Source organism: Thioalkalivibrio sp. ALE16 (assembly GCF_000381305.1).
Taxonomy (GTDB): domain Bacteria; phylum Pseudomonadota; class Gammaproteobacteria; order Ectothiorhodospirales; family Ectothiorhodospiraceae; genus Thioalkalivibrio.
The window spans coordinates 20,045-43,339 of the sequence record NZ_KB906361.1; the positions used below are offsets into that span (position 1 = coordinate 20,045).

The following is a 23,295-nucleotide window of genomic DNA, read 5'->3' on the forward strand; positions in this document are numbered from 1 at the left end:
CTTTTCTATCGCTACGCGCCGCAGCCGGCCTCACCCAATCCGAACAGGTTTGCGAACTGGGCTGCCATAAGCGCTAATGACGCACCCATAACAAATCGGAGCAGGCTGGCGAACATGCCTTGCAGCTCGCCAAATGCAACCATCAACCCGGTAACCACCAACGCGATTACTACGGCATACCTTGCAACGGGACCACACATCGAGTCGCGCACAGCCTTGAGCATTTCAACCCACGGCACTCTGTCTTCCGCAACACGATTTCCGGCTTCCTGAGCCGACGCCACCTCCGGCCAGAAAGCCGAAAGAAGCACCAGGAACGGCATCACCAGAACAAGCAGTTGCCCACTTTTCCGCCATGCTTCACTCGAGGCTTCCACTGGAACTTACCGTCCGCAGGCAAAGCCGCCGGCAACCCCGAAGAAGGAGAGAAAGTTCACTGCGAAGAGCGCAATGGAAAGGCCAAAAGCCACACGCATCATCACCGAGAACAAACCCGACAGCTCACCAAAAGCCACCAGAAGGCCCGTTACCACGAACGCGATCACCGCCGCAAACTGAGCCACCGGACCACACAGCGAATTCATCACCGTTTCCAGAGGCCCCTCCCACGGCATTGTCTCCGTCGTCGACTGCGCCAGCGCCGGATCGATCGTGAAAACAGCGATCACCGCCAACAGGCTCCAGATATTCCATTTGAGGATGGTGTGCTTGTGCTTCTCAGCCCAGACCGACAGATTGCTGCCTTTTTCCGCCATCCATGCTTTGCTCTGATCCATCATGCTCATGCTATCCCTCGCATTTTTACGTTTACTGCATACCCACTGACTTTGAAAACCCTCGCTTCCCTTCAGTCAGCACCACTTCGACCGAAACCGTTTAGCCCCCTGGACGGAACTCGAACAATGTTTCGGTCTGATACCCTCCGTCCCTGTAGCCGGTCACCCGAACAATCTCTGCCAAGTGCCGCTTTCCATGGGTTCGGGACATCTGGATTACATAATCGATGGTCGATGCGATCTGGGTTCGGATCGCGTCGATGGGCCACCCGACGTCGGCGATCAGCACCAGGGTTTCCAGGCGTGCCAATGCCTGCTCTGCACTATTCGCGTGCAAGGAGCAGCAGCATCCGTCATGCCCGGTGTTCATCGCCTGAAGAAGGTCGAAAGCCTCCCCGCCTCGGATCTCACCGATAATAATCCGGTCCGGTCGATACCGAAGCGCGAGTTTCAGCAGGCTCTGCATGTCGATCCCGATCTGGTGATTGGTTTGCACGCGCACCTGATTGGCGACCGCGACATCCAGCTCGGGAACATCCTCCAGCACCATCACTCGGTCGTCTTCCGGGATATGCTCCAGAAGTGCGTTCAGTAGTGCGGTCTTACCGGACGACGTTCCACCCGACACGAGAAAGTTCTGGCTTGACCGAATCAGCCAACGGACCCACTCGGAAAACCCCTCCCCATCTTGCCGCGGAGGTTCGGGCTCCTCCTCTGCATCGGGGGCCCCACCGGCGCGATGGAATTCGGAAAGCTGCTGGGCATAGTCACCGGTCGTGAACCTCACCTTCCGGTGTTTTCGAATGCAGATGGAGTGGCCTTCCTGGGCGATTGGATGCAAAGCAGCGGCGACACGCATGCCTTCGATCTGCGTATCGATAATCGCGTCCTTGGAGGTTTCGCTCACGTCCTTCTGGTCAAGGCGCCCCATCAGCACGATGGCGGCCCGAACCGCATCCGCCTCCATCCCGACGGTCACCCGATCGAGCGAACCATTCTTCTCAACGAAGACGTCACCGGGGTTGTTCACCATGATCTCCTGGACATCGGGGTCGTCCAGGTAGGGCGCCAGCGGGGCGAGATGAGCGCGAAGTAACTGCTGGGCTTGGCGGGTTCGCTGATCGTCCATGATTCTCCTTTGGTTCCATCCTGGAACGCGTGCATTTGACTATACCCATCCGGCCGCTTCGATTCTACCCCTCCCGAAGGAGCGGTAGTCGAGGCGCCGATGGTCACACCCGCTTTTGCGACGAGCGTAGTGTGCTTCCGAACAGAAACAGTACAGCCGCCACCAAAGCCGTGATCGCCCATGCTGGCGTGGGGATCAGGGCGAATGGCGCATAGATCAGGAGCGCAACCCCCAAAACGAGCATTTTCTTAAACGTATCGTGCTTCAGCGGCGACGTCATCTCGAATTTCCACTTCCGCTTCTCGCGACTATTCAGCGCGTCGTAAATCAGCGCGGCGAAGAAGGGGAGAAAGACGATCAGCCACGACAACGCCAGCATGAGTCGATAAATCATTGTCCAGAACGCCAGCCAGAACACCTCGACGCGCTTCCACATCTCACTCTCGGTGTTTCCACGACCGGCCTCGCTTGCGAACGGGAGACTCGCTCCGGCGTTGTGCGTCCAATCCCGCGCCTTCCCGTATATCCCGGAATCGACGACCCACCCGAAGAACACGTCGTCGGCCCGGTCTTTGAAGACCTGTTCTGACTCATTCCCCATCACCGACGCATTCAATGTTCGCTCAATATCAACAACCCGTGACAGATACCCTTGTGCGTCAAACAGGAAGAGGATCACCGTTTGCAGTAGAACGATCGCAATCGCGAATCGCGCCTTGCTTAGCGGCTGCCTTGGGGCTTGCGCTTTAGCTACCATCGCTCTCTTCCTTGAGATTTTTCAAAACGTCCTACCCTTTCAGGATCGGGGTCAGTACCTTGAGGAGTCGCCCATCCTTGAGGTGTGCGAAATACTGGAGGTCTGGGATCTCCCCCAGGAGTGGTGGCGGTACAAGCTCCAGGTCTTCCTTCTTCATGGCCTCACTGTATCCAGCCTTGGCGGTCTCCATTTCTCCAATCTCGCCGCCTTGTTCCCGATAGCCGATTTCCATGTCTTCAATGCGAACGTTCGGAAGCGCCTTCGTAATGTACTCCTGCGTCCCGCCGTCTCGGACCCGAAGGAAAAGGCCGTTGTTGAAATTACCGAGCGCCTGCAACGCGTTTGCCTGCCCCCCAAGTCGCACATCGACATCCGACATCGTCTGCGAGGCCATGATGGCACGCATTCCAGCACCTCGCCCCTTGTTGAGGATCCGGATGGCGGGCTCGTTCAGCACCTCAGATGCTTCGTCGACACAGATCCACAGGGGCTTTGCTGTTCCGTAGTTATAGATATCACCCGCGACCGCCGCCAAATCCGACAAGACGATGGCACCGATCGCTGATCCAACCGTTTTATCCGCCAGCGAATCCAGCCCGATATACAAGACCATGCTCTCTCGAATTACCTTCTTCATGTCCAGGATCTGGCGATCGTCCTCGGCATCCTCGTATTTCGGGCTCAACAGCTCCCCGAGAACGTCAGAGGTCAGCATGGACAGAATCGGGATCAACGAAGCAATCAGCTTCTGGAAATGCTCTCGGTTGTGAGTGAACGCCATGACCAGGCCATCCACCACCGAACTTCGGTGCGTTTTCGCAACCTCATCCGTGTAGAACGAGATCATCTTCATGATGCGCTCGTCTTCCTCTGACATCTGAGCGTTCTTTTTGCCGCCATCGCCGCCACCGCCCGCTTTGTAGTTCGCAAACGCATTCGGCCAGTCTTTCGACCATCGCTCGAAATGGACCGGCAGCACGCGCGCGAGCAGCGGCCCCGGGCCACCCTCGATATAGGCCCGGATCTTCACGAGGCTCGGCATCTCGCCAACCTCCACCATCCCTTGGATCCCGGAATTCAGGGCATTCCACGCGATATCGCGAAACGGATCCGAGCCATCGCTGGACATGAGATCGGTAATCCGGGAGGCGACTTCTGTGGCGCGGTTCCAGTTCTTCAGGGGGTCAATGCGGATCGAGCGCTCGGCATAGGCTGGATGGAACATCTTGAATCGTTCCGGCGAACCCGTCGCTTTGCACGCCCGCTCCATATTCTCTCTCAGCTCATGGTCACCCTTGGGGTCGATCACCACCACAGGCCCGTCGTTCTGGGCGATGAGTTGGGTCAAAAGGATGTCGTACAGGCGGGTTTTCCCTGCACCGGTGGTTCCAATGACCAGCGTATGTCCCTCAAGGTATTTCTTCTGGACGTAGAGGTCCTCCGGCTTCTTGAGCCCGTGCATCCAAAAGGCACCGCCGCCCTTGGCTCCGGATGTCTTGCCAACAACATTCTCAACACCGCGGCGCCAGATCGTGTAGGCCTTATTTGCCGCCGTTTTGTCCCACACAAAGCCGCGCCCAATCCAGATCTCATCGCTTCGGAGCTTTTTCAGGAGGTGCTCCATGGTGACGAACTCCAGAGCACTTCCCTGGATTCTTTGCGATTCCTGCCAGCGGGGCCAGGCCTGGAGGCCACGAAACATACCTACCCCCAGACAAGCTGCAACGGACACGGCCACCAGTCCTGATGGCATTGCCATCAAGGGCCCGGCAATACCCGAGACGGTCGCCCCGACACCCCAGCCAATCGCACTTCGGAGTTCAAAGTTTGGTCGGAAAGGGACCTCGTATTCATCGTGACTCGTGAACAGCACTCGAAAACTCCTTGTTACGTTCTCGCAAGCGCTTCGCCCCTTTTTGCGTGAGGCGTAGCCCTGCCTTCCCATTCTCTAGTTTTTCGCCCACCACTCCGAAGCCGTGAAGACTGGTTCGCACCTCATAGGGTCGAACCGTTCTACCTTCCAGCTCCGATAGCTCTTCAAGCACCTCGGTCTCCGTGAACGTCTTGATGCCGGATTCCCATCGATCCATGAGCCACCGGATAAGGTTGGCTTCAAGCCGCGCTTTCCGATGCTGCTTCGATTCAGCGGATGATGCCGGTTGACTACGACTTTCTCCGTGGTCCTCTTCGATAGACAGAACACCGCCCTTCGGCTTTTCGGCCTTCGGGGTCACTCCATCTCCTCCCTCTGCTGCGCCGCTCGCTACGGCCGGTTTCGCGACCGAATACCCCTGGACGCGAATCGTATGGCCATTAACCTCGATAGCCGTTTCCTCGGTTTGGACGTCATGCGCACCAGCAATCTCACGCTCACGTTTCTTTTCTTCGGGGCTTCGTTTGGAGGATCCAACGAACCCGAGCCGTTCAGGCGTCGCGCTGTCAAAGCCTTCACTCTCCCCGTTTCGGGTGGCGCCGCGCCCACCTTTCCGTTTTCCCTTGTTGCCCGAACCATTAGTCGAGGGTGCTTCACCCTTCTTCGTAGACCAATCAGGTGCCTTCGGCTTTTCCGTTGAGGGGGCTTCCTTGCTGCGCTCGGTTGACTGATCTCCAGATCCTTCCGTTTTTTCCGCGGGAACCCCCGCCGTTAGCGGGGCGGTGGAGATTGTCTTCGGACCGCCCTGGATCGCATTGTCCTTCCGGTCGGATGCTGAAGTGGACTTCGCGGATACGACCTGCATCCTGGGTGGCGCCGATTTTCCAGTCGCCTTTTTCTCGGGTTCGGCCGCGGCGGGGTTTTCCGGTCTGTCTTCCCCGGCGGTACTTTTGTTCGGATATGGTGCTGACTTCTCTGGGGCGTTCTTCGCCTTACCCGATCGTTTCTTGGGTTCCTCGACCCCCTTAGTTGCCCGTTTCTCCTCCTGCTCCGGCGCTTCCGTCTTTTCCCTGGGTTCCGGCGCGAGGTCATCCATGACCTTGGAACGGGTGGTCTTGGGCTTCGCACCCGGATCGCCTTGTTCGATCTTGCGGGCCAGCATTCGGCGATACGCTTCGGCGTTCCGCAAAACGCAGCGGCTGGCGCGATCATTGAGCCTCCACCACTCTTCGCCGTATTCGCCTGCCGCGAACGGCAGCTCACCGTTCGCGTTCAAAAGGAAAAGGCCTGACTTCAGGGCAGCGTCACGCATTACCTCCATGTCGGGATGGAAGTCCGCAAAGAAGTCGGGGGCCCTTAGCGCGACAATTCGAGGCTTTTCGCCTTCGATAATCTCCCCATCTTCGGTCACCAGCTCATAAGGAATCGTTGCGATATCCGGCGACGCGCTCCGCATCTTGTTCAGGTCGTCGGCAAATGCCCCAAGAATGCGCCCCATGAACCCATGCTCCGTAAAGAACGCGGAGACATCTTCTGCTGATAGTTCTTCCCGGCCCTCCTTCTGGACCACACGGGAAGGCTCCTGCGTGGGAATCCGGGGCGGCGCAGCCGGCTTGAGCTTCGAATGGGCAGGCGGTGCCTCCGCATCGGGCACTGCCCCGACTTGCGATTCCGCCGGCACCTTTTCTTTTTGAGCCGCCGCATGGTCCTCTGCCCTCATCGGCCCGGCGGACGCATCGTGATCGTTTTCCGGTTGGCCAATCGCTTTTTCTGCCTCTTCAGGGCGCGAACCGGCACTGTTCTGATGCGGATTCGAACCGTCTTCCGCTGCCGCGTCTTCCGGCGCGCGCGGAGCTGCGCTTTCAATCGCGCCCCCATAACGCCCTGGCGTCGACTCCACGATTTCATCCGTAATAGTGTCGATCGAGTTCATCCGCAAGGCTTGTAGGCGAATCCCTTTCTTGGCCGACCCCTGTTTCTCCAAGGCTTCCGGCGCAATCGGCCAGTAAGTTCGTTTCTCGTTATTATCATCGACGAATGGAGACGCAAGATTTCGGTCCAGAAGTTCGCGGGCGATCGTTTCGGCGTCGAGCGGAATCCCTCTCACGCCATCCGACTTCAACACCTTCGCAATCGCTTCACCGGCTGCGGGCCAGACCAGAAATGGCACCTTGTCGATCATCCAGAAAGGAGAACCCGGCTTGTTCGGTTTCCACTTATGGTCCTTCAGAAGACGCCGAATGGCCGACAGATAGTAGCGCTCCACGGGGATTCCGGTGCCGCCGTACACCGCCACAGTTTGCTGCTTGTCGGCACTGGTACTGGAAGAATCAGCTTGCTTGACGATTTTCGCGATCACATTCAGTGGAGAGGCATCGCCCGTGATCGCCTCCAGGGTCTCGTTGAGGATGTCCGAAGGTACATCCGTTAGAAACTCTTTCCCCCGGCTACCCATGATCGCATCGAGCATCGTCAGTGATGCCGGCTCATGGCGACGATGACGCCCTCGATTCCAGTAGACGAAATATCGATCAACGCCGTTCTTGGAGGCCCATCGCGGGATCGTCATCCCAAACGGATTCCACCGGATCTCACCCGATGAATCCATGACATTGATATCCGTTACAGGCTTGCCGATATCGTGACAGAGCGCCGCGACCATCACTGCATAGCGAAAACGAAGGTTCAGCTCTTTTCGGCGTTCTGCGTATTCAGAACGGGCAAACGGGGCGTGATTGTGCGCGCTTTTGAGGGCGAGGTGCGCGACCTCCAGACCATGCCGAAAAAGCCCACCCGGTTGGGCATGATGGTCCGACTCCGAGGCCGGGAGCAGATGGACGACCTCCGCATACCGATTCAGAGCGGAATTGAAGACTTTTCTCTGGTAGTCGTCGTCCGTTTCAAACTCGTCCTGGATCTTCTTCAGGAGTTCTGATTGGGTTGCCAGCACGGTATCTCGCGAGACGGCCGGAAGGCCGTCCATGTACGATGGGTACCGCGGTATATCCCGTTCGAGATCAAACGGCCGGACTTCGGCCCTTTTCGACTGATTGAGGCTTCTCTGACGTCCACGAATCATCGTCGAGTCGGGCTTCCCAGTCGGCTCCTTTCCGGTCAGAACCCCCCACGCGGACCGCGCGCGCCTCACTGCTTCAACTACTGCTTTCACGCCGCCTCCCTGCGCGCGATGGCCGGGCTGCCGCTTTATGCGGCAGCCATACCCAGTCGCTCTTGAATTTCGCCTGCCACCCGGTCGGCGAGATCAACGTCGATCTTCCGCCCAAACAGGAATGTTTCGTCCGAGCCCGATTGCGTTCCGCCGTCCTGGCTGAGATCTCCGAACCCGCGGAGCCTTAGATCATGCTCGGCGACTTCGAAGCCATCCTGGGTTTTCTCCAGTACGGAAAGCCGTTCGAAGACCTTTTCCTTCGCGGTATCCGGCACGATTAGACTGCAAAGCCCCGAGCCGCCCTGGCGGGCCACACGACCGCGCAGTTGATGTATCTGGGTCAGGCCGTAGCGAGACGCGTCAGCAATCACGATATGCCGCAGAGCCGGGAGGCTGATCCCGACCTCCACGACGGTGGTGCCGATCAACACATCCGCTTCGCCTTTCCGCATCCGATCGAGCGCCGTGCGCTTTTCCTCGTCGTCCATACCTCCAGAAATCATGGCAACCCGCTCGCCGAACTGCTTTCTCCACTTCTTGATCGCATTCTCGAGCGCGAGGCGGTCATCCGGATCCCCTTCCTTCAAGGGGTATACGACTAACGCTTGATAACCCTTCTCAATAGTCCGACGAATCTGCCCGAAGACGCGGGCGGCGTCCGCGGCACGAACCACCTCGGTCACAATGTCTTTCGGGGTATGCGCCTGGCGCAGTTGACTGACTTCCATCGCCCCGTAACGGATGAGCGCCATCGTCCTCGGGATGCAGGTCGCCGTTGCTTCAAGCAAGTGAGCCCCCTGCTTCGCCAACTGTTCGCGCTGCGCCACGCTGTATTTCTGCTGTTCATCCACCACGACCAGCGCGATTCGATCCAGGTCATCCTGGCTCAACCGCGTCAAAAGGGCCGTCGTTCCGACGAAAATTCCCGGCTCCCCATCCGGTAGCGGGAGCGGCGCCTGTGTTCCAGAAACCTCACGCACGTTGATCTCCGGCCACATCTCGCCAATTTCTCGAGCCACCTGCTGCGCGAGCGGCTGATTCGGGAGCATGATGGCAACGCAATGGCCGGCATCAACGGTCGCCGCAGCGACCAGGGCAAACACCACCGTTTTCCCGGTTCCCACATCCCCCGAAAGTAGGTGTCGTTGCGGAATGGAGGAGGCAAACTGTCGGACCATAGCCTGCACGGCATGCTGTTGCTCTTCTGTCATCGCAAAAGGCACGCCCTCCAGTCTTTTTTCCCAAGCGCCCAAATCCAGCGGATGCGCCTTGGCATCCCCCCCTTTTGCGCTATATGCGCGTGAGAGGGTCGCCAGAACCGCCAGCATCTCGACTCTGCGCTGAGCTTTCATGCCCTTTTCGATCGTTTCAGGCCGATGGGATTCCCACAACCATGCTTCCACCTGCTGTACGGTCGATTTAACCGGAAATCCGATGTGCCCGGCCGCATCGCAGACTTCGTTATAGATCCACCGCGCGGCGACGGGGATGGCTTCCTCGATATTTTCCGAAACACGCTCACGAACGGTGGCGGCTTTCATTACGCCTCGGGGTGCCGGATAGATCGGCCGCAGTTGCCCAGCCCATTGGGAATCGATGCGTTCTGCTTTCCTCAGCCACCGATTCCCGTCACCACCTCGGCTCACCTCCCCGGAAAACAACACGGGCGAGCCTGCTTCCAAATCCTTTAGTGTTTCCCGGACATCGCCGAATAGCATAGTTTCGACGGCCTCACCATTGCCATCGACTATTCGAAGGCGCGTTCGGGGTTGTCCGTTTTTGAACTGAGGCGGCGGAGGCGCTGCCGCCAAGGATCCACGAATCACGATTGGGCCACCCTCTTCAAGGGTGTCAAAGACCTCAAAGTCTTCAACCAGCTTCGTCAGGTCATCCCAGCGCTCCGGCAACAGAAGCGCGAGCTGCCATCGCTCCTTTATACCCATGGCGCTCAAGCGCCCCACCGCTTTGTCAGCCTCACCGCTCATGGGCGTCCTTCACCATCGAGGATGGTTTTCCAGCGTTCAGGGGGGTGATACCCAGAGACGGCCCGGCCGTCTTCTGTAATAGACCATGGCCGTATACCGCTCGCCCCAGCATCATGCGCACGCTCCACTTGGATACGAATAGCGGATTCCGCGTCGCACTCGGGGGCGAGATAGACATCGCCGCGCATTTCCGCCTCAAAGGCTTCTTCACGTTCCTCGGGCGGGGCGCAATAGACGGACTTCGCTGACTCCATGCTCAGCTCGTTGTCCATGCTCGTTGGGATCGTTACATACTCGACCGTAATCCCCGTCTCATTCATTGCGGCTGTGTTCTCGAATGCGCGGCGACAATGCGGGCAGGTCGGATCCACAAACATCAAGACACGCCCCCGATAAGTGGCCGGATCCAGGTCTGCGTAGTAAATATGCCGAGTCCAGGGCTCAAACTCCTCTGCGATCGCACGCCGCATTGCACGGCCTTCCTCGATCACAGCCCCCTCAGAAACCAACCGGTCGTACGTGATTTCGCCTAGTAGGTACGTCCGTACGGAATCGATATTCAGAACGTACAGAACGGCGAACACGATAACGACCATGGCGATGCGCCCGCCGGGGATTCTGGTTGGGATCACCGTCCCGTCCATTTTCTCCGTGGCGTTTAGCAGTCGTTTGCGCAGCCCTTCTTGCTCCCCTTCAGAGGCAGTTTGGCTCGCTTTGCGCTCGACCTGAGGCTTCACTCCTGACTTCCGAGCCAGGTTTTTGTTTTCGGCCAGGCCGTCTTCCTCACTCGCTCCCTGGCCCGGATTTTCGGACATTTCGGCCGCACCAGCGGGCGCCTCTTGAGGCTCCCCGATCTCAACTTCGGATAGCGAGCGTTCTGGCTCTCCGTCGTCTCCCTCGAGAGGATTCTGGCCTTTTTGTTCCTGTTCCGACATGGCGACTCCCTCGCTCTCCGTGGCTTCCGTGCCGTTGTGTCACTGCTTACTATATATCAGCGACGCTTCGATCTCACGGCTTTCGCACCGCTTCAACCTGGATCTGCACGGATACCTGCCCCATGTAGTGATTCCTCTTTATTCGCCCAGCCAACTCAACTTCGAGGTTCTCCCTCAAGGTGAGGTCTTCTCCGGGTTGCAGCGCCCCAAACCAGACTGCTCGCACCGACATCCCGCCGTCTCTCGGAAGGAACTGAAACATCAGATGCGATCCGTCTCCGATTCGTCGAATCTTGGTCAGTGTTCCGCGCAGGAGAAATAGCGGTTCAGGGAAGCCCCTACCGTATGGCCCCAGGGCCTCGATCTCGTCTACACCCTGCACCGTCAAGGGCGGCGTACCCCCCTTCTCGATCTCCAGCGACGGATACAGCTCGATCCCTTTTCTTGCGACTTGCTCGGCGCATGCCTCCCCCCATGCCTCACGCAGAGCGTCCAAGCCGTCTCGATGGAGGCGCAGACCCCCGGCCCCCTGATGCCCGCCATGTTTTCTCAGCAGCTCAGGGTGGCGATTCGCGACGCGATTGAAGGCTTCGGCGACATCGAATCCCTCAACCCCCCGGGCGGACCCGGTGATTTCGGCTTCACTCTCAAACACCGGCGATACGCATAGAACGGGCACCCCGAAGGCCTCAACCACTCGGCTCGCTACGATGCCATGGACACCGGGGTGCCCATCAGGCAACCAGACCAACACGCCTTTCTCGCCGCGGCCGACCAGGGTATTCGCCTCTTTCATCGCTCGCTCCTTCAGGGTCGCTTCGATCTGCTTCCTGGCTTCGTTTTCTTGCTCAAGGAGCGCCCAGTGCTCTTCGGCCTCGGCTTCCGTCTCCGCGAGGAGAAATCGCACACCGGCCATTGCTTCATCCAGTCGGCCTCGAGCGTTAATCCTGGGGCCGACACCAAATGCAAGATCTTCCGCATTCAGCGGCCGCTCGCCCTTGGTGAGGTGGCGGGCCGCCACCCGCCAGCAGGGCCGTGTTGTAGAGGGGTGATTCATCCGATGTAGGCCATGAATGACGGCAATTCGGTTATTGATGCTCCCACCGAGCGTGACGCAGTCGGCGACCGTGCCCGCCGCGACCTCCGCCAACATTCCCGTGAGTTTTGACCGAGCATCTGTCGGCATCTCTCGGCCCATATCCGCGGCTATGCGGAATGTCGCCATCATCAGCAGCCAGGCGACCATGCAGCCCGCAATGGCGGGATCCCCGTATCGACTGTCCTCGCGCGTCGGACTGACGAATGCGACCGCCGATTCCGGTCCGCCTGCTTCGGGGATCGCATGATGATCGGTCACAATCGTGTCCACGCCACAGGCGGCGAGGCGTTTAATTCGGGCCTCATCCGCGGATCCGTTATCCGCCGTAATGACCAGGTTTACCCCTGGTTCACTGCCCAGGATTCGATCAGCCACGGAATCCGACAAACCATATCCTTCCCTGAGGCGGTGCCCGATGAACGACTGGATCTTTTCCATCGGGTGCCCGAGGCATTCCACAAGGGCGCGATAGAGGATCGCGTGACTGGTCACGCCATCACAGTCATGGTCCGTGGAGAGGGCAATCGTTTCACCCAGTGTTATCGCCATCACAATCCGATGGGCTGCCGCTTCCATGTCCGGGATGCCGAACGGATCGCTCAAATTCTGAAGGCTGACGGCGGTGAAGTGATTCATCACCCCGCCTTCGTCCATTCCCTGGACACGCGAAGCCAAGATCCGCGCTTGAAGGTCCGTCAGGCCCACACTGCGGGCCTGACATTCCTGTTCCGGGTCTATTTTTCGGTGAACCCAGACCTTCTCCGGCTTCCGGCCTGCGCCGTGCGCGAACGCCGGTTCACGCTCGTGGGCGTTCATCGGGGTGTAACCCCAGGCTTGCAGGCATCTTGATCCAGAACGAACTCTTCGCCATCCCAGACAAACATAGCGCCCACGACGGCCATGTCGCCCCGCAGGGGTCGAAGGCTGTACTGGGCACAGTCGCGCTCGTCGAAACCGTGAAAGACGAACGCGGCCACCGGGTGGCCCTCCGCATCGTACTGGTAGCCGTGGATATCGGCGTCGTTGTTCATATCCGCTCCGGCACAGGCCGCCAGGGGGAGAATGAGGGCGGCCGCGAGGGCCGCCCGGTTGCAGGTGAGTGTGCGCATCATCATGGCTTAGAACCGCTTCGAGAAGGTGGCAACACCGGCCACATCGGAACCGTCCTGATGGTCCGGGTTATTGGAGTACAGCAGGTTCACGTTCAGCCGGCTGTCTTGGCTCGGTGCGTAGGCATACCCCAGCTCAACGTCTTGCTGACGACCGGCCGCGGCCAGACTGGCGCTGCGTTCCTCGCGGATCACGTTGCCGTCCAGGTCACGCCCCACCGGCACGTTCAGGTTGGCGGTGCCGCCGGTGACGCGCAGCGGCTGACTGACCATAAAGATCGCCTCGTGCTGATCCCGCTCGAAGGTGACACCCAATGCCGACTGCTCGGTGGTCAGACCCTCGATGGAGCGGATCATCCCCGGGCCGCCAGCCACATCCGCATGCCCGCGCTCATACCGGGCCATCAGGCCGAAGTGGTCGCCCATCGAGTAGTTCGCACCCACCGACACGATGCCCGTGGTGGAGCTGTCTCCGAGCGACAGGGCGCCATTGCCCCGCGAGCCCAGCAGGCCGCCGTCTTCATGGCGCTGGCCGTATCCGGCTTCCAGTTCCAGCGCGTCGGTTGCGGCGAAGCGCATAGCCACATCGGTACGGGCCTGCCGATACCCGGCGTACAGATTGTCGTCACCCCGGTTCGCCGAGCCGGCATAGTGCCCGACATCCAGCGCCATGCGATCGGACATCGGCAGTGTCACCCCGAAGCCCGCGCCCCGGTCCAGCAGGTGCGACAGACCGCCCGAACCGTCGGACAGCATCGCCATCCCGCTCTCCGGCGCCCACGGATCCATGATCCCGGTTTCGCCCTGGTGGAACCCAAAGGCCGACAGTTCGACCACACCGGTATCCAACCGCATCTCGCTGGCGCCGACTGCACCCCCCGCGACGTGGTGGCTGGTCAGGGACAGCCCCGGTGCGATCTCGTTCTGGACCGGCCGCGGATTCAGGCCTGCCGTTGCCATCTGGTTGACCCGGTCGCCCAGGCGTTGCCCGTAGGGCAGTACCGAGTAGCTGTGGCTCGACAGGTCCAGTTCATAGTCCCGGCCCAATTCGTCGAAACCGACCACACCTGCCAGGGCGTTGGTATCGAAACCACCGCCGAAGCTCGACGACCAGGCCGCATGCGTTCCGGCGATCGAGTGGGTTTCACCCTCGACCGCTTCGCCGGCCGCGATCGCCACTTCACCGTCCGGCTCCATCGCGGCTTCCAGATCCAGATGCCCTTGCCCCAGGTAGTAATAGCCGCAGTTCAGGTTCTCTTCGGGACCGCAGTCATTCTGCTCGTACAGCTCGGAACCTTGATCGGCCGTCTCCAGCAGACGGTTCGTGACTTCAGCCGCCGTCAGGTGCGGCCACTTCGAAATGATCGTCGCAGCCGAGGCGGAAATCAGGGGCGCCGAATAGGACGTACCGCTGACAAAGCCGGTCGCATCGTCATCGTCGCCCAGAGCCGTTTCATGGGTCCCTTGCGCCACCATGAAGCGGTCCTGGATTTCCTCCATTTCCCCCGCGTAGTTGCTGTAGGACGCCTTCTGATATCCCGACGCCGCGCCCGCGATGATCAGGTTCTCCCAAATCTTCTGGGTTTCGGTCAGGTTCTCGTAGTCAATAAAGTCGAACGAGTCATCCCCGTCTTCCGGATCCGAAAGATTTCGGTTTCTGTTACCCGCTGACGCGACCACGACGGCGCCTACGGTCGCCTCATCCGGTCCTTCGACCGACTGGATCGCGCTGACCGAATCGGCGCGATCCAGGATTCGCCATGCTGGCCCCAGGGAGAGATTGATTACGCGCGCATTGACGCTCGATGCATGCTCTACACCATCTCGGATGCGTGTGGAGAGGAGGGAGCTTCCGGCGCTGATCATCTCCAGCTCTGCGTTACCCGCAATGCCAAAGGTGTTTCCCGCGATCAGGGCCGATACCGGGGTCCCGTGGTCGAACACGTCCTCTTCCGAAGCCACATCTTCCGGGTCCGTCGAGTCGGTGACGACGTCATAGGTTCCGGCGATTCGGCCTTCGAACTCTTCATGACTCGGGCGGAAACCGTTATCGATCACCGCGACTTTCACGGTCTCGCCGCCCTGAACGGTGGTTTGGGTCACCTCCGGCGGGGTCGGGCGCACCTGGTTGGTGCTGCTGCCACCGCCACCGCCGCCGCCACCGCCGCCACAGCCGGTCAGGGCCAGCAGAGCCGCTCCTACGGAAAGGGGCAGAATGCCCTTTTTGCTCTTCTTCCATTCCATTTTTCCTACTCCTTTGTTTGATTGCAGGCCCCAACCTACCGGATTCTTCCGGCTTGTCGAATTAAATTCGGCCCGGATTTCAGGCATAAAAAAAGCCAGCTCACCGTCGCCGTGAGCTGGCTTTATCTGCTCGTCCTGAGCCCCCGAAATCCCTTCGGGTCGCGAATCCTTCGCTAGTCCGGTGCGCCTTGCACCACCCTCTTGTTTGTCATCCCTGACAACCTCGCTCCAGAGTCTTCCGCTCTGGCTTGCTGTACCCGAACCCGCTCGTTCGGGCGAACGAGACCTCCTGGTCTCGCGCCTTCGGCATCCGTGCCGCTCCTTCCTTGGGGGTCTGTTCGTCCTTGCCTTTCGACCCATCCAGGCTTCGGCCTTGAAGCCCTCATCCGTCCTTGGATGTTTGATACCTTAGTGCGCCTTCTCCTGCTTGTCACGCCCTCATTTGTGCTAATTTTGCCACGCGCACCGCCAACAAGCCCTACAAGTGAAATCCGGCCTTCGTGAGGATTCCATGGATTTCCACGTCACTCCCCGTCCCCATTTTCTGCTCGATGCGCCGCCGGAGCGTGTATATGGTTGACGGCTCCAGGCCAAGCTCCCCCGCCGCCTGCTTCGGCGTTCTTCGTGCAATATAGAGCTGCACGGCCGCTTCCACTTCCCGTTCTGTCAGCAAGTCGGGCGCATACCGCTCTCCACACCGCCTTGCCTTCTCCATGATCTCTGTCTCGTACGTCTCCCCGCGAAATGTGGCCTCGATCGCATCCACTAGCTCTTCGATCTTGCCGGATCTCTTCGTGAGATACCCTTCAATCATTTGCGATTCAAGCATCGCAGCGATCATTGGCAGATCCACCTCTCGACTAAACACCCAGACCTTGTCTTCGGGAGAAAGACAGCAGTCTCGCTTCCGGATCGCCGCAAAACCCGAAAGGCCTCCCTGCAAATTCAGATCCAGCACAACAATCCTCGGACATCCCTCGTCTTGCGCTTCCCAATCGTTACGAGCCCGCTTGTACTCTTCGAGCGACGTGTACCCATTCACATCTTCGATCATATACCCATTCGCTCGCATCCCTCGCTCTACGGTCTGCACAATATAATCAAGGAACATTCCTTCATCCTCGATGACATCAATGCCGTATAGCATACAGCGCCTCCTGCAATCGCTTTTGAACCATTGCCCAGTCCGCCTGCTTCGCGCTTTCTTCTGCGGCCTCAAAGATACGCGCCAAGCGATCATTACGGGTTACACTCAACGTCCCTACCGCCGTATGAAGAACCCGACCGAGCATATCATGGTCGGATTTTTCCATCGCGTCGATCCCCATTTCGACTTGCTTCTTGGTGAACTCGATAATCTGCTCCCGATTCGGCACAAACTGCGAGTTACTTTCAACGCCAATCATTGCAGATGGCTCGACACCCATCGCTCCCTTCAAAAATTCATCCAGTATCGCGCTATTATTCGATCCACGCGACATAATATGTTCGATCTTCACCCGGCCCGCTTCGTCTGTATCTATCATCTCGGTATTTCCTGTCATGATCGCCAGATGAATGTTCGGATTTCCCTCTAGCAACCTTTCAGCACATTCCAGACCATTCGCATCCGGCATCTGATAGTCGATTATTGCCGCTGCCACATAGGCCCCTCCGGATTCCTGAATAGCGACCGCTTCTTCGGCGTTTTCAGCCCTCACTATTCTGTCCTTTAGTGAAGGATATCGAGCCCCGAGCATTTTGCTGAGCGTTTCGGTATTCATCGGGGAATCATCCACTAGCAAAAGCTGGTTATTGCCATCGTGGACTCCCTTTATTCCTGAAATCCCTCGTAACGCGCGTTTTGACTTCTCTGCTCGAATCAACTCAACCTTGTTCCTTATTTCTTGCTGCGGGACCCACCCTTTGATGTGCATCTCGATCGTATTATCCGGGTCATCGATATAAATCTTTTCCCTGGAGTTGAATCGCGCATCCGCCCAGTGGTAATCCTCGGGACTATCCAAAATCAAAATGTCGCCTTTTACGGATACTCTCTTATCGTTATCGAGAATCGACGCGCTGACCCCGTTCACACGTCCCACATTGGCCGCGATCCGCTTCGCGCGTTGCGGATCTTTCGATCCGATCAGAACTTCCGTTTTTGTTTGTTCACCAGCTTGTTTATCCAGGTCCTCAAAGCGCTTAGCGTCGAAGAACGGGAAGATCACCTGAAACCAGGCCCCGCCGAGTGGATGCTCCTCCTCCATTAGACGAATATCGCCGCCGATGGCTTGAATGTTTTTCGCAACGTACTTCAAGCCCATCTTCAGACCCAACCCTTCCACTTTAGATGAGGGTGATTCGTCCGCCACAACCTCTCCAGGCTCCACGGGGTCAAAGATCGCGTTTTTCGCGTCGTTGGAAACCCCCTCCCCTTCGTCACGAACGTCGATCGCGATTTCGTTTCGCCCCGTTCGACTCACAATAACCTCTACGCTCTTTCCGGTTGGCGTCCATTTCTCTGCATTGGATAGCAGGTTATCGACTGCACTGGATATCACGTCGCGACCGGATACAATAACGGTCGGAATATCCGCGTTGATGCGAATTTTGTGATCGCGTGTTCTCCCTCGTATCCTCTTGATGCTGATGACCGCGTCTTCAACAATCTGCGCGATATTAAACGGAGTCGTCTTGATCTCATCGCCTTTGGATATCTCCAGTTCCTTATGGAGGCGTTTGGATGCGCTTTCGCACAGTTCCAGGATATGATGAAGGGGCTCCGCTGCATCCAGTGGCGCTCCTCCTCTCCCTAGCTCGGTTAGCGCGTACTCTGCCCAGTTCGCGATGTTCCCAAGAGGGGTCCGAATGTCATGCGTGAGCTGTTTATGCCAGTTCTCTTTCAGCTCAAGCACCCGTTGACTTTTTCTAATTCGCTCTTGCGACTCGTACGTGTCCTGAATCTTCGATTCCAAGCGGTCGATCGCCTCTTGCAGCTCACGATGCGGCCACCGCCACCGAATCCCGGCCAGCTTGCCCTTACCTTCCGAACAGGGCGCTCTCCCTACTGCGACATCCGAGAGGCGTTTCAGGATCGACAGTAATCCTTTTTCACTCATCATGTGGAGTACACTGACTCCTGCGAGGACCGCAACAAGAGCCATCGAAAGCGCGCTTAACCACATGAGGGTCCAGGCCATTGGCGAGTATCGACCTTGCACTTCAACAAAACCGGATTGACCATCTTCGTAATTGATCACGGCACGAGCGGTCGATGTGCTGATGGATTCTGGCATCAACTCTTTTCCCGCTTCGGATCTCTCGTCCCAGTCCGACCAAAACCCTTCGGGCGTTTCGATATAGATCGTGAGCCCTTCGTCATCGTAATTCTGGCGCCAGGATTCCACCTTCTCCTGAATGCTCTCCATGGACTTCGCGTTTGTATTCTGAATGAGCAAAGCGATAACGGAGGCCGCACTCGATGCCTCCGTTCTCTCGCGATCAGCGACATACAAATGCGCCACCCACACCAATGCCGTTGAACTAAGCAATACGACAATCGGGACGATGTATCGCATGCCAGCGGTCATCCGGCTCTTGTTCATTCAGAACGTTCCTTATTAGATTCGGGTGACACCTGGACACTAGGAGCCCTTTCTGAGCCGGACGTCGGTACTTCCGCGGTAACTGCATACCAAGCACCATCGTCTCGCTGCACCCAGGCCTTTACCGTGAGTCCGTCTTCTCCATCACGTTTGATTCGCAGATCATGGATCTCGAAGCGCGCTGCGCGATGGGATCGCGGTACACCCTCCGCATCGAATTGCGCGTTCACGCCCGATGAGATGAGTTGTTCGGCCACTCTCTGGGAACGTTCCATCTTGTGCTCATGAGCCCCTACGCGTTCTGCTTCATCCACCATCATCCAGTGAGCCAGCGCGAAAAATACCGCCATAAAGAGCCACCACGGTGACACCAAGGCCGCCAAGCCAGCGCCCCCCAAGGCCAGAAACATCGCAATGTGTTCCTGTGCACGTACCTGGGTTCGCTCGTTCTCTGATGCCATTCCCGTTGCAACCATTGCTTCGTTCATTTAAGTACCTCCGCCCACTTTCTGGGCGTTCGGAACGGTTCCGCTGTCAGAAAAGTTGATCGCAGTCACTACAGGCACCCGGAATAGGCGCCCCCATGCCTGCATGATGTTCCTCTGCATCTCTGGTATGGCGTCATTCGCCGCCCACCAGGCATTGGAAGGAGCGACGATCACATCCGGACGCTCCCAGAGCGTGGTCAGGATGGGGAAGGCCACGAGTTGCTCGTAACAGATGAGCACCCCAATCGTCTGTCCTTCGTGCTGAATCGCACCCGGCCCGGAGGGGTCCGCCCGCGCCGCGTCCGGATCCAGCGGGTTCCACATCGCCCAGGGGATCGGGAACCGCTGGTCATACCGCAGCCCCGCAAACCTGCCAACACCAACCAGGCTGTTGTGGTATCCGCGAGTGTCGCGATGAATCTGAGTCCCGACCAGGGCGCCGAATCCGGGTGACTCCCACGCGCTCCACATCGGCTCGGCAAACTTCCATTCGCCGACGATGGTCTCCGGGAGAAGCACATAAGGCTCCGATCGTCGGTTCTCATCAATCGACTTGAACACATCCCTTTGACGCTGGGTGACATCGCGTGCATTCGTGAAGTCGAGTTTGCCGAGCTGTGTATCAACGCCAAGCCAGTCGCGATCCGAGGGATCCACTCGGTCCGCCAGTGGCATCTCAGGTCCGCCCCAGAAGACCGCCATCACAAGCACGGTCAGCGCCAGTGCCGATACAACCCTGGACATCATGACCAGCAGGAGCCCGGCCAGAAACACCCCCAAGCCAAACCAGCCAAGGCCCGGAAGAAAGACCCCGGCCGCATTGAGCGGAGAGGCCCACCCCACCCAGACCAACGGGGGGAGTGCGAAGACCAGAATCGCCGCCACCCCCGAGAAGCCTCGCCCAACGCCCGGGGCCCAGGCCAGCAACCAAACGATCGCATGGACCCCTCCGACAAGCGCGACCGCCCCGATCCCCATTAACAGCGATGCGTCGTCGAAATGGTTCGGTACCGCCGGTGCAACACTCCAGCCGGCGGCTGCAACAAACAGGCCCGCTGCCATCCCAGCCGCCCACCGGTTGAGAGTGAGAGCCCAGAGCATGGGGAGGGCCGCCAGCAGCGCAACTGCGATGGGCGTGGTGTTGAGAGCCGCGAATCCCAGGATCGGGGCAGCGATCACCACCAGACCCCCCCAGGCCAACCTCATGGCACGTCCAGCTCCTGGTGTGCGTCGCTTTTCGTTCTCTCGGGCGCTTTTCGGCACCTCGGTGGAGGGGCTTGTGGCGTGACTCAGCTTGTCTTGCTCGTTTGGCATGAAGAATCCTTTCTTCCGTATGGGGCGAGCTATTCGCCGCGACGTTTCGCGTCCCTGATTTTCGATACTTTCGGATCCAACCCTGAAGAAGCCGACCCTCCTTCTTTGGACTCACCGACGTCATCCGGAATGCGCTCGAGCATCTCGCGGGCGATCTCGCTAATCGCCCGTCCATCCGTTTCCGAGATATTCAGCCCGGGATGGGCTACCTGGATCGCCCGGTTCAACCAGTCGTCCATCTGGACGCAGATCGCCGCCGGATGAAACTCCTGAGTATAAGGAACCAGGACAACGGTCGCGAAAGCCCACGGGCGGTTGCGGTACAGCCATTCCAGGATGGCGTCGGGATCGCTGTCGATCGTGACACGCGCCGCCTGGTCTTGATATTCCTGAAAGACTTCTCCCTCTCGACCCGTATAGTGCGCAGCGAGAGATTCACGCGCCTCATCAAGAACCCCCTTTCGCCCCCATTGCGTATCGGCGAGCATCAGAAGCTCGTCCGCAGGTGCTGCACGCAACCAGCTCTCCAGGTCGATTGAAGCGGTGACCTCCTCTTCCTTATTTTCCGCCAGCTTGCCCAACCGGTTCGTCGCCCACTCCAGGGCCTCCCAGTCGTCTTCGTCTTTGAACGTGAAGAAGATGTTGTGCTGATCCACGATCGGGTACCAGGTCGGCCCTTCCTCAGATTGGGGCGCATGGAGTACCAGCCACGCCCGCCGGACGCCATCCGTTTTAGCGAAGTCCGACTGCTGATCGGGCGTCCACCCAGGAACGATGAATCTGGATCCCCAGGCCACTCGAGCCGGCGTTACCACCATGCCATCGGTGCCCATCAGGACAACGTCCAGAAAATACGCCTCTCGCTTCTCCTTGGCGTGGTACGTGCCCAGAAAGCGTGGGTCATCAATAAGCGCCTCCAGCGCCTCCTTCGTCCGCCCCATCTTTTCCTCGATGGACTTCATTGTTCCTTTCTGGTGATCCATTGACCCTCCGTGGTTCTTCGGTTTTAGCGAGGACAGACTGCCTCTACCGTAGACGCTACAAAATGATCGGGGTCTTGGCTATTTTTTCTCGGGGCTTGTTTCGATTTTTTCTCCCCGGCGAAATCTCGGGGCAGCAAGGGGGGGTGCTTGCATGGAAGGTGAGTGGCTAGGAGGGGGTGTTGCGGGGTAGGACAGGAAGCGTAAGGGCCAGGCTTCTACTGAGGGCGGCTTCCCACCCTCAGTAGAAGCCCCCCTTTGTGGGGAGGCTTGTCCCGCAAGATCGCAGGAGGGTCCTAATGGAGCCCGTGGTTTTTGAGCGCCACCTTGAGGCGGGATTCAAACCGGTCGGCTACGACCGCTTGCTCCCGCTCATGGATGCCATCAATATCCGGCATGATTCCAAGGAGTTGCGCCTGGATCAACCAGGCTTCCACAGGGATCTCGGCAAAAACGGCGAGGTGGTCTCGATCAATATCAGCGATCTTCATGGTGGCGGTCTCCAGGTCTTCTGAGTGGCTCCCGCCATCCACGTCCGGCACTCCGGTCGTGGATGGAAGGAACCACCCAGAAGGTGGTTCCCGCCTCATCAAGAGGCTGTTTTGTCTACTGGGTCATGCCCTGATTCTTCAGAGCATTCTCGATCCGGCTTTTCAGCCTTCCATCGAGAATTTCCAGTTCATCGTCCTGCAACGAATCCGTATTCGGGATGATCTCCAGCATTTCTGCCTGGATCATCCAGGACGCCTTCGGGATGTCGGCGAACGTAGACAGGATTTCTTTGTCGCGAAGCAGCTCGGTATTCATGGTGACTCTCCAAAAAAGGAGCCACCACGCCCGCACCGGGGAGTAGTGGCCCCGGTGGGGTAAAGATGCTTAGGCGAAGACCAGTCGCATAGACCGGTCGAATTTGAGGGGTCGGTGACCGTATTTCGACATGAACTGCCGGACAGTCAACGACCGCGCTCCATACGGAAGCGGCATCATGTGCTCCTTTTAAGGGGGCACATGATCCTCACCGGGATGATGTGCCCGGGAGGGAGTACGAGGCACGTATTGGCCTCGGGGATTCAGTCGAACCAATCTCGCAAGATCGATTGGACTGAAGCACGGTTTTTTTGAGCCGCTAACTCACCTCATATACCCGAGGAAGGTTGAATCACAGTCAGTCAACCACAGAGCACACGCCCTTTCAAGGCCATCTCAGAACCGGAGTCGGACCCTCGGCCGCCAGCTTTCTCCGCGCTTTCCAAACACCCGACTTCGATGTGCGCCTTCGATCTGAATCGCGCACTCTCGCGCCCCGGATCGTGCTTTAAGCCACTCCACGCCCGGCGCGCCGCTTTTCGGGACGCCGTTCTCGCTAATCCCTCCTTCGGGGAAAATCATAACCTTCCCTCCAGCCCGAAGGGCTCTCAACAAATGCCGCACCCCGGTCGGGCTCTCGTTGGATACCGGGATTACCGACCCTAGCCCCGCAGCGGCTAACGCGCCCAAGGCGCGTGAGGTCCATGGGTTATCCCGCGCGAACACCGGATCGACCGCATATAGCATCGGCACAGGAGAGGCGAGTGCGATGATCGGGCCATCGATATACGACTGGTGGTTGCAGGTCACGACGAGCGGCCCAGGTGCTTTGAGTTTCCGCACGGTTTCCGTTCGATATTCGACCTCGACCCGACACAGGCGGAGGAGGGCCCTGCACCACCTTGGGCGCCTCCCCCACTCCGCATCGGATTCGTCGGGTCGCAAATCCAGAACATGGCTTTTGTCTGCATCCATTTCTACTGGTACTCTTCCTTGAGCGTGATCCTGCTCACAGGGTATCGCTTCAACAATCCACGGTCGAT

General features: G+C 58.6%; 19 protein-coding genes. All 19 read right to left on the bottom strand.

Annotated features, from left to right (window positions below; genetic code table 11):
* Positions 1-11 precede the first annotated feature (11 nt).
* The 19 genes from F627_RS0107965 to F627_RS16395 all read right to left on the bottom strand — a co-directional run bounded on the left by F627_RS0107965 (position 12) and on the right by F627_RS16395 (position 23,227).
* The gene (locus F627_RS0107965) at positions 12-377 is read right to left on the bottom strand and encodes a TrbC/VirB2 family protein (protein ID WP_026332062.1); all 366 of its coding nucleotides are present in this window, start codon (positions 375-377) and stop codon (positions 12-14) included.
* Positions 378-383: 6 nt separating this feature from the next.
* The gene (locus F627_RS0107970) at positions 384-785 is read right to left on the bottom strand and encodes a TrbC/VirB2 family protein (RefSeq protein ID WP_019583742.1); all 402 of its coding nucleotides are present in this window, start codon (positions 783-785) and stop codon (positions 384-386) included.
* Positions 786-876: 91 nt separating this feature from the next.
* Positions 877-1,905, bottom strand: a complete 1,029-nt coding sequence (locus F627_RS0107975) for a CpaF family protein (protein ID WP_019583743.1) — start codon at positions 1,903-1,905, stop codon at positions 877-879.
* A gap of 103 nt (positions 1,906-2,008) precedes the next feature.
* Positions 2,009-2,662 (bottom strand): DUF4400 domain-containing protein, encoded by a 654-nt coding sequence (locus tag F627_RS0107980; protein ID WP_019583744.1) that lies wholly within the window; start codon positions 2,660-2,662, stop codon positions 2,009-2,011.
* A gap of 31 nt (positions 2,663-2,693) precedes the next feature.
* Positions 2,694-4,535: a conjugative transfer system coupling protein TraD gene (gene traD / locus F627_RS0107985; protein ID WP_231370138.1), complete on the bottom strand. Its 1,842-nt coding sequence runs from the start codon at positions 4,533-4,535 to the stop codon at positions 2,694-2,696.
* On the bottom strand, positions 4,513-7,614 hold the full coding sequence (gene mobH / locus F627_RS15595; RefSeq protein ID WP_081630733.1) for a MobH family relaxase: 3,102 nt from the start codon (positions 7,612-7,614) through the stop codon (positions 4,513-4,515). Before mobH ends, traD begins: the two co-directional genes overlap by 23 nt.
* Positions 7,615-7,739: 125 nt before the next feature.
* A complete protein-coding gene (locus F627_RS0107995) occupies positions 7,740-9,647 on the bottom strand; it encodes a DEAD/DEAH box helicase (RefSeq protein ID WP_231370147.1) in 1,908 nt (635 codons plus the stop codon).
* Positions 9,648-9,685: 38 nt separating this feature from the next.
* On the bottom strand, positions 9,686-10,624 hold the full coding sequence (locus tag F627_RS15600) for a thioredoxin fold domain-containing protein (RefSeq protein ID WP_019583749.1): 939 nt from the start codon (positions 10,622-10,624) through the stop codon (positions 9,686-9,688).
* 73 nt (positions 10,625-10,697) lie between these two features.
* Positions 10,698-12,539 (bottom strand): DHH family phosphoesterase, encoded by a 1,842-nt coding sequence (locus F627_RS0108005; protein ID WP_019583750.1) that lies wholly within the window; start codon positions 12,537-12,539, stop codon positions 10,698-10,700.
* A complete protein-coding gene (locus tag F627_RS0108010) occupies positions 12,536-12,754 on the bottom strand; it encodes a hypothetical protein (protein ID WP_051081491.1) in 219 nt (72 codons plus the stop codon). Before F627_RS0108010 ends, F627_RS0108005 begins: the two co-directional genes overlap by 4 nt.
* A gap of 87 nt (positions 12,755-12,841) precedes the next feature.
* Positions 12,842-15,076 carry a S8 family serine peptidase gene (locus tag F627_RS0108015; protein WP_019583752.1) on the bottom strand — a complete coding sequence of 745 codons (2,235 nt, stop codon included), beginning with the start codon at positions 15,074-15,076 and terminating at the stop codon, positions 12,842-12,844.
* A 478-nt stretch (positions 15,077-15,554) separates the two neighbouring features.
* Entirely contained in the window at positions 15,555-16,223 is a 669-nt protein-coding gene (locus tag F627_RS0108020) for a response regulator transcription factor (RefSeq protein ID WP_019583753.1), read from the bottom strand.
* Positions 16,207-18,663 (bottom strand): hybrid sensor histidine kinase/response regulator, encoded by a 2,457-nt coding sequence (locus tag F627_RS0108025; protein WP_019583754.1) that lies wholly within the window; start codon positions 18,661-18,663, stop codon positions 16,207-16,209. Before F627_RS0108025 ends, F627_RS0108020 begins: the two co-directional genes overlap by 17 nt.
* Positions 18,660-19,151, bottom strand: coding sequence for a hypothetical protein (locus tag F627_RS16930; RefSeq protein WP_155987109.1), 492 nt, complete (start codon positions 19,149-19,151; stop codon positions 18,660-18,662). Before F627_RS16930 ends, F627_RS0108025 begins: the two co-directional genes overlap by 4 nt.
* Positions 19,152-20,465: a conjugal transfer protein TraB gene (locus F627_RS0108030; protein ID WP_231370139.1), complete on the bottom strand. Its 1,314-nt coding sequence runs from the start codon at positions 20,463-20,465 to the stop codon at positions 19,152-19,154.
* 29 nt (positions 20,466-20,494) lie between these two features.
* Complete coding sequence (locus F627_RS0108035; protein WP_019583756.1) at positions 20,495-21,448, bottom strand: hypothetical protein; 954 nt, start codon at positions 21,446-21,448, stop codon at positions 20,495-20,497.
* 293 nt (positions 21,449-21,741) lie between these two features.
* Positions 21,742-21,936, bottom strand: a complete 195-nt coding sequence (locus F627_RS17210; protein WP_231370140.1) for a hypothetical protein — start codon at positions 21,934-21,936, stop codon at positions 21,742-21,744.
* A gap of 115 nt (positions 21,937-22,051) precedes the next feature.
* Positions 22,052-22,252 (bottom strand): hypothetical protein, encoded by a 201-nt coding sequence (locus F627_RS0108045; RefSeq protein ID WP_019583758.1) that lies wholly within the window; start codon positions 22,250-22,252, stop codon positions 22,052-22,054.
* Between the two features lie 396 nt (positions 22,253-22,648).
* Positions 22,649-23,227, bottom strand: coding sequence for a lysophospholipid acyltransferase family protein (locus F627_RS16395; protein WP_081630734.1), 579 nt, complete (start codon positions 23,225-23,227; stop codon positions 22,649-22,651).
* Positions 23,228-23,295 lie beyond the last annotated feature (68 nt).

Bases quoted from the DNA above. Each gene is read 5' to 3' on its own strand.
- F627_RS0107970 (WP_019583742.1), bottom strand. From the start codon at position 785: ATGAGCATGATGGATCAGAGCAAAGCATGGATGGCGGAAAAAGGCAGC.
- F627_RS0107975 (WP_019583743.1), bottom strand. From the start codon at position 1,905: ATGGACGATCAGCGAACCCGCCAAGCCCAGCAGTTACTTCGCGCTCAT.
- F627_RS0107980 (WP_019583744.1), bottom strand. From the start codon at position 2,662: ATGGTAGCTAAAGCGCAAGCCCCAAGGCAGCCGCTAAGCAAGGCGCGA.
- mobH (WP_081630733.1), bottom strand. From the start codon at position 7,614: ATGATTCGTGGACGTCAGAGAAGCCTCAATCAGTCGAAAAGGGCCGAA.
- F627_RS0107995 (WP_231370147.1), bottom strand. From the start codon at position 9,647: ATGGGTATAAAGGAGCGATGGCAGCTCGCGCTTCTGTTGCCGGAGCGC.
- F627_RS15600 (WP_019583749.1), bottom strand. From the start codon at position 10,624: ATGTCGGAACAGGAACAAAAAGGCCAGAATCCTCTCGAGGGAGACGAC.
- F627_RS0108005 (WP_019583750.1), bottom strand. From the start codon at position 12,539: ATGAACGCCCACGAGCGTGAACCGGCGTTCGCGCACGGCGCAGGCCGG.
- F627_RS0108010 (WP_051081491.1), bottom strand. From the start codon at position 12,754: ATGAACAACGACGCCGATATCCACGGCTACCAGTACGATGCGGAGGGC.
- F627_RS0108015 (WP_019583752.1), bottom strand. From the start codon at position 15,076: ATGGAATGGAAGAAGAGCAAAAAGGGCATTCTGCCCCTTTCCGTAGGA.
- F627_RS0108020 (WP_019583753.1), bottom strand. From the start codon at position 16,223: ATGCTATACGGCATTGATGTCATCGAGGATGAAGGAATGTTCCTTGAT.
- F627_RS0108025 (WP_019583754.1), bottom strand. From the start codon at position 18,663: ATGAACAAGAGCCGGATGACCGCTGGCATGCGATACATCGTCCCGATT.
- F627_RS16930 (WP_155987109.1), bottom strand. From the start codon at position 19,151: ATGAACGAAGCAATGGTTGCAACGGGAATGGCATCAGAGAACGAGCGA.
- F627_RS0108030 (WP_231370139.1), bottom strand. From the start codon at position 20,465: ATGCCAAACGAGCAAGACAAGCTGAGTCACGCCACAAGCCCCTCCACC.
- F627_RS0108035 (WP_019583756.1), bottom strand. From the start codon at position 21,448: ATGGATCACCAGAAAGGAACAATGAAGTCCATCGAGGAAAAGATGGGG.
- F627_RS17210 (WP_231370140.1), bottom strand. From the start codon at position 21,936: ATGAAGATCGCTGATATTGATCGAGACCACCTCGCCGTTTTTGCCGAG.
- F627_RS0108045 (WP_019583758.1), bottom strand. From the start codon at position 22,252: ATGAATACCGAGCTGCTTCGCGACAAAGAAATCCTGTCTACGTTCGCC.
- F627_RS16395 (WP_081630734.1), bottom strand. From the start codon at position 23,227: ATGGATGCAGACAAAAGCCATGTTCTGGATTTGCGACCCGACGAATCC.